11 protein-coding genes are annotated in these 12,646 nt (G+C 63.8%); 2 read left to right on the forward strand and 9 right to left on the reverse strand.

The genetic code is table 11. The features are described from left to right. Positions 1–7: 7 nt before the first annotated feature. Positions 8–1,135 carry an HDOD domain-containing protein gene (locus ACSFA3_RS05815; protein WP_435504423.1) on the reverse strand — a complete coding sequence of 376 codons (1,128 nt, stop codon included), beginning with the start codon at positions 1,133–1,135 and terminating at the stop codon, positions 8–10. 330 nt (positions 1,136–1,465) lie between these two features. Here ACSFA3_RS05815 and ACSFA3_RS05820 point away from each other — a divergent pair, with 330 nt between their 5' ends. Continuing rightward, the gene (locus ACSFA3_RS05820; protein ID WP_435504424.1) at positions 1,466–2,104 is read left to right on the forward strand and encodes a Crp/Fnr family transcriptional regulator; all 639 of its coding nucleotides are present in this window, start codon (positions 1,466–1,468) and stop codon (positions 2,102–2,104) included. Positions 2,105–2,117: 13 nt separating this feature from the next. On the opposite strand, the gene ACSFA3_RS05825 is transcribed toward ACSFA3_RS05820, so the two are convergent. Further along, positions 2,118–4,589 (reverse strand): PepSY domain-containing protein, encoded by a 2,472-nt coding sequence (locus tag ACSFA3_RS05825; RefSeq protein WP_435504425.1) that lies wholly within the window; start codon positions 4,587–4,589, stop codon positions 2,118–2,120. A gap of 58 nt (positions 4,590–4,647) precedes the next feature. Further along, on the reverse strand, positions 4,648–4,839 hold the full coding sequence (locus ACSFA3_RS05830) for a hypothetical protein (RefSeq protein ID WP_435504426.1): 192 nt from the start codon (positions 4,837–4,839) through the stop codon (positions 4,648–4,650). A 319-nt stretch (positions 4,840–5,158) separates the two neighbouring features. On the opposite strand from ACSFA3_RS05830, the gene ACSFA3_RS05835 reads away from it, so the two are divergent. Further along, positions 5,159–5,563, forward strand: coding sequence for a hypothetical protein (locus ACSFA3_RS05835; protein WP_435504427.1), 405 nt, complete (start codon positions 5,159–5,161; stop codon positions 5,561–5,563). 5 nt (positions 5,564–5,568) lie between these two features. Here ACSFA3_RS05835 and ACSFA3_RS05840 read toward each other — a convergent pair whose 3' ends face one another. From ACSFA3_RS05840 to ACSFA3_RS05865, 6 genes are all read right to left on the reverse strand, one after another. Beyond that, entirely contained in the window at positions 5,569–7,260 is a 1,692-nt protein-coding gene (locus ACSFA3_RS05840) for a cation:proton antiporter domain-containing protein (protein ID WP_435504428.1), read from the reverse strand. Positions 7,261–7,341: 81 nt separating this feature from the next. Further along, the gene (gene phbB / locus ACSFA3_RS05845; RefSeq protein WP_435504429.1) at positions 7,342–8,079 is read right to left on the reverse strand and encodes an acetoacetyl-CoA reductase; all 738 of its coding nucleotides are present in this window, start codon (positions 8,077–8,079) and stop codon (positions 7,342–7,344) included. Between the two features lie 108 nt (positions 8,080–8,187). Continuing rightward, positions 8,188–9,189 carry a tripartite tricarboxylate transporter substrate-binding protein gene (locus ACSFA3_RS05850; RefSeq protein ID WP_435504430.1) on the reverse strand — a complete coding sequence of 334 codons (1,002 nt, stop codon included), beginning with the start codon at positions 9,187–9,189 and terminating at the stop codon, positions 8,188–8,190. Positions 9,190–9,213: 24 nt separating this feature from the next. Beyond that, positions 9,214–10,068, reverse strand: coding sequence for an HpcH/HpaI aldolase/citrate lyase family protein (locus tag ACSFA3_RS05855; RefSeq protein WP_435504431.1), 855 nt, complete (start codon positions 10,066–10,068; stop codon positions 9,214–9,216). Continuing rightward, positions 10,065–11,462, reverse strand: a complete 1,398-nt coding sequence (locus tag ACSFA3_RS05860) for an MmgE/PrpD family protein (RefSeq protein ID WP_435504432.1) — start codon at positions 11,460–11,462, stop codon at positions 10,065–10,067. The genes ACSFA3_RS05855 and ACSFA3_RS05860 overlap by 4 nt, the downstream gene beginning before the upstream one ends. Beyond that, positions 11,462–12,643 carry a CaiB/BaiF CoA transferase family protein gene (locus ACSFA3_RS05865; protein WP_435504433.1) on the reverse strand — a complete coding sequence of 394 codons (1,182 nt, stop codon included), beginning with the start codon at positions 12,641–12,643 and terminating at the stop codon, positions 11,462–11,464. The genes ACSFA3_RS05860 and ACSFA3_RS05865 overlap by 1 nt, the downstream gene beginning before the upstream one ends. Positions 12,644–12,646 lie beyond the last annotated feature (3 nt).

The raw sequence follows: 12,646 nt of genomic DNA on the forward strand, positions 1-12,646 counted from the left end.
TGCGTCCTTACGAGTGAAAGCCCGCCATCGTGTCCTCCGAAAGCAGCGCTTTTCGCCAGTCGGCGGACACTCGGCCGGAGAGATAGCTGCCGACATGAAAAAAATCCGGATCCTGGTCCAGGAATCGTTCGATGTCCGCCCGACCAGAAATCTCGCCCATCACCAGCCGCTCTGCCATCCGTGCACTGAGATAGCACATGCCGGCGGCCAGCTTGTCCTCGGTTCCGGACTGGCGCGCCGGCTCGACCAGCACGTGGTCAATCGCCGCAACGCCGGCGACCATGGACGGCGGCAGGTTCCACTCGCTCATGAGCAGTCGCCCGATCTCCGGCGCGGCGAGGCCGAGTTCGTATTGCTGCTGCATCACGCGCTGCAGCAGACGTCCCGGATTTGCCGGTACGGCCGTCGGCGACGTGCGCATCTGAAGCACCGCGGCAGCCAGATGCCCGGTAAATGAAAGGATGACCGACGTGCGCATGGACGAAGAGTCGGGCAGCTTCATTGCATTGGACAAGCGAAGGCAAAGTTCGCTTGCGATGGTGCTCGCCTCGCCGAAATTGTCGAATACCTGCTTCACACGAGGATCGCCGGTCGAAAAGGATTCGCCCATCAGATACCTCAAACAAATACTGCGGACCGTTTGCGTTCCCAGAAAGGTGATTGCCTGTCCGAGATGCGTGACAGGTTGTGTCAGGCCGAAGACCGGCGAATGAATCTTGCCCATCACCAGCGCAGCCACCAATGGCTCGTTGAGCACCAGTTCCGCAATGTCCGCGGACGATGCTCTGCTCATGAATTCAGCGGATGTCAGTTCATGCAGCGAGCGAGGCGGTCGAGGAATATTCCGGAGCACTTCCATGATCAACGCACGCTCGTCGTTCGCCAGATAGCGTGAAGGCGTCAGCGTAAGCGCCGCAAGATCGGCCGGTATTTCGCCAGTTGCCGCATTGCCTACGGGATTCCCTGCGGGATTGCCATCGATCGCGATGCTTTCTTTTCCCTGAACGACTGGTGGCTTCGGCGCGAGGGCCGACGTTCGCACTTCCCTGGCATGGGGCTTGCGCGGTTTGCGCCAGAACATCCAGAGGCAATAAGCCGCCAAACCTATTGCCAACGTCCACCAGCCTGCCGCCATGCTTCACCTCGTCCAAACTTGGAAAACAACATCCTGCAATATTTCGCAACAGTTGTAAATTCAAATTTAGAAAGATCATTTTTTAATGTGGTTTTAAAGCGCGAATTAACAATGGAAAGTTTTTGACATTTAACGAATCAGTCACTCAATGCACCGAAATCCGCAAAATCGAAACCCTAGAATTGAGATCAATAGAAACGTTTCCAAAGATCGTCGAATTCAACGAGACGCTCACCTTCCCTTTTAGAAATTGACTGTCGACATGGCAACACAAGCATCCGACGAAGCGATCGTCGAAAGCGCTCTTCGACTGACTCAAGGCTTTTGCAGATGGCCGCCAGCCAGCATGCGGTCCCTCGTCGAAAGCGCCCGTCCTGCAGGCACAAGCGTGGCGCCGTATTCGCCGAGGAATCGCTGGAGATCTGCGAGACGCTCGCCGTCGTGTCCGGCTATCTCATGGGTGAACGCCTGATGACGGACGGGTCGGTTTCCGCGCTCGGTCTGGTCGGTCCGGGTACGGTCGTCGGACTTTCCTATGCAATGAATCAGGGTGCCAGGACGGGCTTCAGATATCGCGCGCATACCGATGCCGTCGTCGTCCACACGCCTTCCAGGATCCTGCTCGAATTGCTGGATGCGGAACCGTCGCTGTGGAAAGACATGGCCGGCATGCTTCTGAGGCAAAAGAGGGAAATGCACTCGACCGTGCTGACGCACATCATCGGGTCATTGAATCAGCGTGTCGCAGCCACGGTCGAGCGTCTCGCGCAGCTGTATGGAACGACGGAAGGCGATGCGGTCAGGCTCCGTCTGCAGATCACCCAGGAAGACCTCGCTGCGCTGCTGCAGGTCAGCCGACCGACGATCAACAAGGCGCTGCGCGTGCTCGAAAGCGAATGCATCCTCGCGCTCGAATACAAGACCATCACGATCCTCGACCGCAAACGACTGCAGCAGATGGCCGAATAGCCAGTTGACGATCTCAGTACACGTCGCGCCGGTAGCGCCCCTCGGCGATCAGGTCGTCCAGCCCCGTCGCGCCGAGCACCTCCGACAACGCTGCGTCGACGCCGGCAGCCATTCCGTCGAGGCTGCCGCAGACATAGACCACTGCGCCCGACGCGATCCACTCGCGCAGCATCGCCGGTGCGGCACGAAGGCGGTCCTGCACATAGACGCGTTCAATCTGATCGCGTGAAAAAACGGCGTCGACCTGCGCGAGGTCACCGCGCGACCGCCACCGGGTGAGTTCGTCGACGCAAGCGCTGTCGAACGCGCTCTGACGTTCGCCGTAGAGCACCCAGTTCCGTCGCTGCCCGGCCGCGATGCGAGCCAACAGATGACCGCGCAGCCCTGCATAACCCGAACCGTTGCCTATGAAGACACAGGGAAAGTCGCCCTCCGCCGGCCCGAAAGCCGGATTGGGCAGCAGGCGCAGCGCGATGTCCGCGCCGATCGGCGCGTGCACGGTAAGCCACCCGGATGCCACGCCAAGGCCGGTTTCATGGCGCACCTGCCGGACCAGGAGTTCGATGCGCCCGTCGCCAGGCAAGGACGCAACCGAATAGCGGCGCGGCGCAAGCGGATGCGTGTCGGGCGCGGGCACCGCATGGCGCGGCTGCACCTCGACAAGTGCACCGGCCTCCCAGTGCACCGACTCGTCAGAGATCGGCTCGAGTACGACGCGGTAGAGAGGCGCTCCGAGACTGCCGGGGTTGAGCAGGTCGCGCGACGACAGCCGCCATTGGGAGAACGGCTGGTTCTCCGGTGGAAGGAATGCGGACCCGGTGACGGAAAAACCTGCAGGAGATTCCGTATCGGCAATATGGTCGCTCTGGATCACGGCGTGCAGGTGCTTCGACCAGCGCCCCAGCGCGGCGGTATCGCCCTCGTCGACCTCGACCATCGGAAACAGCGCGCGCGCGCCGGCAGCACTCAGCGAATGATCGAGCGTGCGGCCGAATCCGCAGAATCGGGCGAAATGCCGGTCACCCAGCGCCAGCACGCCGTACTGCAGATGCGGGAGCGAAAGCCCGGCCTGCGCCATCTGCCGCGCGAAGCGGCGTGCCATGTCGGGCGGATCGCCTTCGCCAAAAGTGCTGGCCACAATCAGCGCACGGCGATGGTGGCGCAACTGCTCGGCATCGAGCGTCGCGACGGAACGTACCGTCACCGGCACGCCGGCGGCCTCCAGCACGGCTGCACTGCGCAGCGCGAAGCGTTCCGCAGTGCCGGACTGGCTTGCGAATGCGACCAGCACGCCTTCGCGCGTTCCTGGTTTTCCGTCGCTTCCTGCGCCGGAGTGCTTCGACATCTGCGCGCGTTGTTCGCGCAACGACTTCTTCTTCCGGCGCCGGTCCAGGTAAAGAAGCCATCCGGTGACGGAGAACACCGGCAGCATCAGCGAAGCCAGCATCATCGCGATGCGGCCCGGCAGCCCGAAATACGTGCCCATGTGCAACGGGTAGATCGCCGCCAGGAACAGACCTCCCGCATCTTTGGCGTTGTGGCGTTCGTCTTGGATGATTTCGCCGTCCGGCAGCCGCACGGTCATGCGGTTGCGTGCCCTTTCATGCGACGGTACGGCGTCGAGCCAGGTGAAGAGTACCGACGGCCCGGTGCCGGTAGGCAGTCGCAGGACGACCTGGCTCCAGCCCGCTGCGCCGCCGGATGTCCGACCCGCCCGCTGAAGGAAGGCTGTCCATGCGGGTGCGATGTCCATCGCAGCTGCGTTCGAGTTCCCCATGCTGCGAACGCGCGGAGCATCGGCCGGCACGCCGGCCCAGGCATCGACGCGGTCGCGTATGACGTCGAAAGCCCAATAGAGCCCGGTGGTCGTGAACACCAGATACATCAGCAGCGCAAAGGTGCCGAGGACCGAATGCAGGCTCCAGAGAAAAGACCGTCCCTTCAGTGCCGGATCGAAAGTAAACCACGCGCGCCAATCCAGGACGCGCTTCGGCCAGCGGAGATAAAGGCCGGAAAGTGCAAGCATCAGCAGCCCGCCGGAGAGGACACCGGTCGCGACCTTGCCCTGCGCACGCGGCAACAGGAGCCAGCGATGCAGGCTTTCGTTCCATTCGAAAAAGGCCTCACCCACCAGCGGTGGCAATGCGGCGCCTGTGTACGGATTCAGATAGATCGTCTCGCCACGGCGTTCGCCTCGCGGTGGCGAGAAGACGATGCGTGCAGCGGCTCCGGGTTGGGCGAATAACGCCAGCGTGGCGACCGACCGTTCGCCGTGAACCTTTCCGGCCGCTTCGAGCAATTGCGAAGGTGCAAGCAACGGCGATGTGTTCGCCCCGACATGGCGCCCGCCGGGATTCATCGCATCGATCAGTTCCTCGCGGAACGAGAGCACGGCGCCTGTAAGTCCGATCGCGATGAGCACGGTGCCGGCAGTGATGCCGACGAACCAATGCAGTTGAAACCAGATTTTCTTGAAATATTCCACTGACCGGACGGCGAAATGAGAAGTGTTTGCATCTTATCCGACGCCCAGCCTGGAAACCTCAGGTTCTGGGACCGTCCATTCCGAACAGGCGACGGAGGACGGCCATGCCGGCGACAAGCGCATTCGCATAGCTTTCGTGTGGCTCGGGGGCGGCGTCCAGGGGCAGATAGGGCAGCACGTCGTCTTCGGCGAACCGATCGGTGGCCTCCATCAACACCCAATAGAACTCGCCATCCTCGAGTTCGTGCACTGTGAGCGCGATATTCCGCAATAAGGACATAAATTGAAGCGGTGGTCCGAGTGAAATGGCATTGCGATGCTAAAGAGATGGCGAAGTATTGCCAGCACATAAAGTCACGATTACATGACATGTTAAGTTTTGTAATGCGACACGCTGCGTATTGACAGGTCAAAAGATCCGCCGTCGTTTCACCATGGTCACGCCAAACTCAATCCAACTTCACTCATAGGTTCATGCGTTCTCCTACAGGCCAGGCGTCGGGCGACTTCTATGTTCGGACAGATTCCAAATCTCTCGGCAGTTCGCCACATCTCATAGAAGGAGTCTCATGAACAACTTCAGCCTCGATCCCAGCATGACCGCCACCATAGGCGGCGCGTTCTATCCCACCGGTTATTCGTTCGTGATGTTCGAAGACGCGGCAAACGCAAGGACGGTTGGCCGACAACTCGTCGAAAGCGGAACGCCAGGAGACGCGATCTATCTGATCCCGCCGGAAGTCGTTCTCTCGCAGATCACGCCGACCGTCAGCGACGCCGACGACCCGCTGCCTTCAGCAGGAACCGAAGGCGCCACCGTCCGCGCCTATACGAAGCTTGCCCGCGACGGCCATACGGCCCTGATGGTCAAGACGGACGATGAAGACGCGGCGGAAGCGTTGATGGAGGTGGTGCGGACCGTGCCTTATTCGATCGCCCAGCGTTACCGGATGCTGGTGATCGAAGACCTCTGAGTCGTTCAGGCCGCCGATGCGCGCTGCAACACATCGCGCGCCATCGCCTGCGCCAGCTCGTGTTCACCCAGGAATACGGTGACGGATTCCTGCTCCGTCAGCAAGCGCGCCTCTTCTTCGTTGTGGCTCCGGATCACGGTCTGGATGGCCGGATTCAAGGCAGTCGCCGTCTCGATCATCTGGCGCACGTTGATTGCGTCCGGCGTGGCGACGACCAACACCCGAGCGCGAGCGATGTGCGCTTGGATCAGCACCGATGGCTCCGCCGCATCGCCCCAGACCGCAGCAAGTCCGCCCGCACGCAACTTTTCGACCAGTTCCCGGTTCTGCTCAGCAACGACGAAAGGGATTTCGTTGGCGATCAGTTCCGCGGCGATGCGTCGGCCGACGCGGCCGTAGCCCACGAGCACGACCTGCCGCGAAAGATACTTGGCCGCGGTTCCGGTCGGCAATTCGGCCAGTGGATCGTCGCGCGACTCGAACCGGCGTGCCAGCGCGGAGTGCGCATGCAGCCATTTCTGCAGAGGCGCCGTCAGGGTGAACCACAACGGATTGGTTGCGATGGAGATCAGCGCTCCCGCCAGCACCAGGCTCTGCGCCTCTTCAGGCATCAGCTTCAGTGAAACGCCCAACCCGATCAGGATGAACGAGAACTCCCCGATCTGCGCCAGGCTTGCACTGACCGTGAGCGCGATGCTCAGCGGGTAGCGGAATGCCAGCACCAGCGCGCACGCTGCGATCGACTTGCCCACGACGATCACCAGCACCACCGCCAGCACCTGAAGCGGTCGCTCGATCAGAACAGCCGGATTGAACAGCATGCCGACCGAGACGAAAAACAGCACCGCGAACGCGTCGCGCAACGGCAGCGATTCCTGCGCTGCACGGTGGCTGAATTCCGACTCGCGCATCACCATTCCGGCGAAGAACGCGCCCAGCGCGAAAGAGACGCCGAACAGCGCCGCCGACGCGAAAGCGATGCTGACCGCCGCCGCCACCACGCACAGCGTGAAAAGTTCGCGCGAGCCGGTGCGCGTGACCTGCCAGAGAATCCACGGAAACACGCGCCGGCCGACCACCAGCATCAGCACGATAAAGCCGCCGACCTGCAGCAGCGTGAGCCCTAGCGTCTGCCAGATGGCTGCGGAATCGGCACCGTCCGGCTGACCGCCGAGCACGCCGGCCAGCGGCGGCAGCAGCACCAGCACGAGCACCATCGCCAGGTCTTCGACGATCAGCCAGCCGATCGCGATGCGGCCGGTGTAAGTGTCCATCAACCCCAGGCTCTCCAGCGCGCGAAGCAGCACCACGGTGCTTGCAACCGACAGCGCCAGTCCGAAAACCAGCGCAGCGCCCAGATGCCATCCCCACCATGTCGCGAGCGCGCCGCCGAGCAGCGTGGCCACGCCGATCTGCACCAGGGCACCCGGCACCGCGATCTTGCGTACAGCCAGCAGATCGTCGAGCGAAAAATGCAGGCCCACCCCGAACATCAGCAGCATCACGCCAATCTCCGCCAGCTGCGCAGCGATACCGGCGTCGGCAACGAAGCCGGGTGTGAACGGTCCGAGGATCACGCCGGCGAGCAGATAACCCACCAGCGCCGGCAGACGGACCTTGACGGCGAGAAAGCCGAACACGAGCGCCAACCCGAGCCCCGCGGCAATGGTGTTGATGAGTGAAACGCTGTGGGGCATCGCACCAATGTATCAACTCGCTTCGAGCGGCCAACAAAAAACCCGCCGGAGCGGGTTTCGGTGGAGAGCTTCCGAAGACGCTCAGTGCATGTGCAGGCCGCCGTTGACCGAGAAGTCGGCGCCGGTGGAATAGCCGCCCTCGTCGGTCGCGAGCCAGGCGATGATCGATGCGATCTCGCTCGGCTTGCCCAGGCGCTTGACCGGGATCGTGCCGATGATCTTGTCGAGCACCTCCTGGCGGATGGCGTTCACCATGTCGGTGCCGATGTAGCCGGGACTCACCGTATTGACCGTCACGCCCTTGTTGGCGAGTTCCTGCGCCAGTGCCATCGTGAAACCATGCATGCCGGCCTTGGCAGCCGAATAGTTGGTCTGGCCGGCCTGGCCCTTGGCGCCGTTGACCGAGCTGATGTTGATGATGCGGCCCCAGCCTTTTTCCACCATGTCGCCCACCACCTGCTTGGTGACGTTGAACATGCTGTTCAAGTTGGTTTCGATGACCGCGCTCCAGTCTTCCGGCGACATCTTCAGGAACATGCGGTCCCGCGTGATGCCGGCGTTGTTCACCAGCACGTCGATGCTGCCGTGTTCCGCCTTGGAGATGTTGAAGGCCTCGACCGTCGAATTCCAGTCGCCGACATTGCCGACCGATGCGTGGAATTCGTAGCCCTGCGCCTTCTGCTCCGCCAGCCATTTCGAGAAATCGCGGGTCGGACCGCAGCCTGCAATCACGGTGAAGCCGTCCTTGTGGAGGCGCTGGCAGATGGCGGTTCCGATGCCGCCCATCCCGCCGGTGACATACGCGACTTTCTTGCTCATTATTTTTCCTTGATATGTGTGCGATGCCTCAACAGGCCTGACGACTTTAGCCAACTTCTTCACACACACCGGCCCAGGAAAACACTGAGTGTTCGAGGGGAAAGTGTTTCAGTCGGCTTCCACGCCCGCCGCCTTGATCACCTTGCCCCATTTCGCGGTTTCCGCCGTCAGGTGCATGCGCAGCGACTCGGGCGTGACCTTCTCCATCGGCACGATCTCGGAACTGAGTTCGGCAATGCGCACCTTCACCGCGTCGTCCTGCAATGCGGCACGCAGCGCAACGTTCAGCTTCGCCAGTACATCGGCCGGCGTACCCTTCGGCGCATAGACGCCGTGCCAGACCTTCACGTCGAAACCCTTCAATCCCTGCTCGTCGAGCGTCGGTATGTTCGGCATGCTCGCCAGCCGCTTCGGCGTGGTCACGCCGAAAACCTTCACGCGAGTGCCGTCCTTGATGACCGGAGCGGTCTGCGTGGTCTGGTCGCACAGCAGGTCGACCTGGCCGCCCATCAGGTCGTTCAGCGCCGGGCCGGCACCCTTGTAGGGCACGGTCGTCAGGGCAACGCCGATCTGGTTGGCGAACAGCAGGCCGCACAGCTGCGACACCGCGCCGGTGCCGGCGTTGGCCAGCGAAACCTTGTCCTTGTTGGCCTTCACGTAGGTGAGCAACTCCTGGAAGTTGTTGGCCGGGAAGTCCTTGCGCGACAGCAGCGTCATCGGCACGTCGATGACCTGGCCGATGTACTCGAAGTCCTTGAGCGGGTCGAAGGACAGCTTCTTGTACAGCGCAGGTGCGGTCGCCATACCCATGTGATGGATCAGGATGGTGTAGCCGTTCGGCGCCGCGCGTGCCACTCGGGCCGGTGCGATGGTCCCGCCCGCGCCGACCGTGTTCTCTACGATCACCGTCTGCCCGAGCGACTTGCCCATCGGCACGGCCAGCATGCGCGCAACCACGTCGGTCGGACCGCCGGCCGAGTACGGCACGACCATGACGATGGGCTTGTCCGGCCAGACGGCTTGCGCCCAGCTGCTCGCGTGCGCGAAAAGCCCGACCGTGAGGCCCAGCGTCGCGGTCAGGATGCGTTGGAACGATTCGATTTTTTTCATGCTGTCTCCGGATTGTTCAAGTATTCAGGTTGCTGCTGCGCGGGCGAGCGTCCGTCGCGCCATCGCGATGACGGGCGCATCCACCATGCGTCCGTCGACCGCGCAACTGCCGCCGCCACTGGCTTCGGCAGCCTGCACGATGCGACGTGCCAGCACAAGCTCGTCTTCACCGGGCATGAACGCCGCGTGCACCGCAGCCACCTGCGCGGGATGGATGCAGAGCTTGCCGCCGAAGCCGTACCGCAGGCTTTTTGCCGCTGCGGATTCGACGACCGCCATGTCGCGTGTTTCCGTCGTCACGCCGTCGATCGGCGCAGCCCGACCGGCGCGTCGGCTGGCACGGACGAGTGCCCATCGCGCGGGCGCCACCTCCGCTTCGTCTGGGCCGCAGGCGATGCCCAGATCGACCTGCAGATCGATATGGCCGAGCGCCAGTCGCACGACGCCCGATACCTTCGCGATGGCGTCGAGCGCGTCGAGTCCGGCGCCGCTCTCGATCAGAGCAATCAGCGCTGCGTCGGGACAGACATCGCCGAGCGCGACCAGCGGCTCCGCCCGCTCCGCCTTTGCCAGCATGACTGCGCCGAGCCCACCTGCACCGAGCGTGCGTACCAGCGCCATATCGTCGGAATGCGACGGAGTGCCTTCGGCATTGATGCGGACGACGGTGCGGGCGCGCATTGCAGACGGCCATTCCGGCCAGGCAGCCAGCAAGGCCGCACGCGCACCGGGACGCGCATCTGGCGCCACGGCGTCTTCGAGATCGACGATGACGGCATCGGCGCCGCTCGCCAGCGCCTTTGCGAATCGCTCCGGACGGTCCGCCGGCACGAACAGGAATGTGCGTGCAGCGGCCAGCGGCGACGATACGGCGCTCATACGGCCACCGCAGCGAGGGCGGCAAGGGCCGGGTCGACCGCAGCTTCGCCGACAAGAAGCGGCCCGATCTTCTCGATATCCGCCACGTGCCACAGCATGCCGACGGCATCGCGCATCTCCGGTTCATTCGCACCGCCGCTGAATGCCGCGAGCCGGAGCGCCTTGGCCGTGATCTCTTCGCGGCTCAACGTGTTGCCCGGATCGCCCTTCGGCTCGTCGACGCGGCCTTCGATCACGCGTCCGTCGCGGGTGCGCACGGTGACCTTGCCGATCCAGCGGCGCGGATAGGCGGCATCGACTTCGGCATCGAGCGTCATTCGCACACGTTTGCAAAACGCGCGGGTCTCGTCGTCGCGGAAGTGCGCGTCGAACTCTGCAAGTCCGGCCTGCCCGAATCGCCCGACGAGCGCCAGCACGGTCCCCATCGAGAACTTCGACTGGTGCACGGTAACCGGATCGACAACAGGCCCCAGCACGTCGATGGCGCCCTGGTGCACGTGCGTCACGACTTCCTCGATGTCGTCCGAACGAAGGTCGTTGGCCTGCAGGACGGCCAGCAGCGCGTCGGCGGCGGGATGCGTGTGACGGCAGGACGCGTGGAACTTGAACGATGTCTCGGCCAGCGCCCAGCGCGTGCCCAGACCGCCGACCAGCTTCGCCGGATCGGCGTCGGTCGACATACCCGCAGCCATGCCCTGCGGACCTTCGAGGATCTGCGCGGCGCCGGTGAAACCGTCGCGCGCCAAGCTGGCGGCCATCAATCCGGCGGCGGCCGCGTGCGCGGTGTGGAGTTGCTTCGAATCCGCTGCGGTGCGCAGGAATTCCCAGAGCCCCGCCGCCTGCGTGCCAGCCGAACCGAAAGCGTGCTGCATCTGCGTCGCATCCAGCCCGAGCAGATGCCCGGCCGTGGCCGCCGCCGCAATGGTGCCGGCGGTGCCGGTGGTGTGAAATACCTTGTAATGCGATCGGCCGAGAAACTCGCCGACGCGGATGCCGACCTCGTAGCCCGCCACAGCCGCCGTCAGCATCTGCTTCCCGCTCGCGCCCAGTGCCTGCGCCCAGGCCAGAGCGACCGGGAACACCACCGTGGCCGGATGAAAAACCGAGCCGTTGTGCACGTCGTCCTGCTCGGCGACGTGCGACGCGGCAGCATTCACCATCGCCGCGAAATACGGACTGGTCCGACCGCGACCGACCAGCAATTCGCTTGCGCCTTCAGAAGGACCCATCGCCATGGCAAACGCAGCGATGGTTTCGACCGGCCGCGTGCCGTGGCCGGCAATGGCCGAACCGAACCAATCGACCAGCAGGTCTTCGGCACGGCGCACGACCGGCGCGGGTATGTCGTCGAAGCGGAGCGCGGCGGCGAATGCCGCAAGTGCTGCGGTGGTCATCAGATCGCCTCCGTCGTGCGCAGCGCAGCGATATCGGCTGCGCTCCGTCCCAAGGACGCCAGGATCGCCTCGGTGTGCTCGCCAACGGCCGGAATCGGATCCATGCGGTAGTCGAACGCGCTCTGGCGCCCTGGCGGCAGCAGCGCCGGAATCGCGCCGGCCGGCGAGCCCACGTCGCGCCAGCGTTCGCGCGCCTGCAGCTGCGGATGCGCCCAGAGCCCGGCCATGTCGTTCATGCGCGCATTGGCGATCTGTGCGGCATCGAGGCGCTCCAGCACCTGCGCGGTGCTCAGCATGGAAAAGGTCTCGAGGATGATGGTTTTCAGCGCATTGCGGTTCGCGTTGCGCAGTGCATTGGCTTCGAAGCGCGGGTCCGTGGCAAGTGCGGGCTGCAGCAGCACCTTGTCGCAGAACACGCGCCATTCGCGCTCGTTCTGCAGGCCGAGCATCACCGTGCCGCCGTCGCCGGCATGGAACGGGCCGTACGGATAGATGGTCGCGTGCGAAGCCGCATTCCGCGGCGGCTGCGGCGCGCCTTCATAGGCGTAGTACATCGGGAAGCCCATCCATTCGGCCAGCGATTCGAGCATCGACACGTCGATGTGCGAGCCCTTGCCGGTCTTGCCGCGCTGCAGCAACGCAGCCAGCACGCTGGTGTATGCGTACATGCCGGCGGCGATGTCGGCGATGGAATTGCCCGACTTGCATGGCTCGTCGGGCGTTCCGGTGACCGACAGGAAGCCCGCCTCGCTCTGGATCAGCAGGTCGTAGGCCTTCTTGTCGCGATACGGGCCGTCGTCGCCGTAGCCGGAGATGTCGCAGACGATCAGCGCCGGGTGGTCCGCCTGCAGAGCCTCGTAGCCGAGCCCCATGCGCGCGGCCGCACCCGGCGCCAGGTTCTGCACCAGCACGTCGGCGCCTGCGATCAGTTCCTTGAGCACGGCCAGCGCGGCCGGCTGCTTGAGATCGAGCGTCAGGCTTTCCTTCGACCGGTTGACCCAGACGAAGTGCGATGCCTCGCCGTTGACCCTCTGGTCGTAGGCCCGCGCGAAATCCCCGCCACCCGGCCGTTCGACCTTGATGACGCGGGCGCCGAGATCGGCCAGCTGGCGGGTGCAGAACGGCGCGGCGATGGCGTGTTCGAGCGAGATGACGGTGATGCCGTCGAGCGGTCGTGTCATGGC

The organism is Variovorax glucosi (assembly GCF_051216695.1).
Taxonomy (GTDB): Bacteria; Pseudomonadota; Gammaproteobacteria; order Burkholderiales; family Burkholderiaceae_C; genus Variovorax.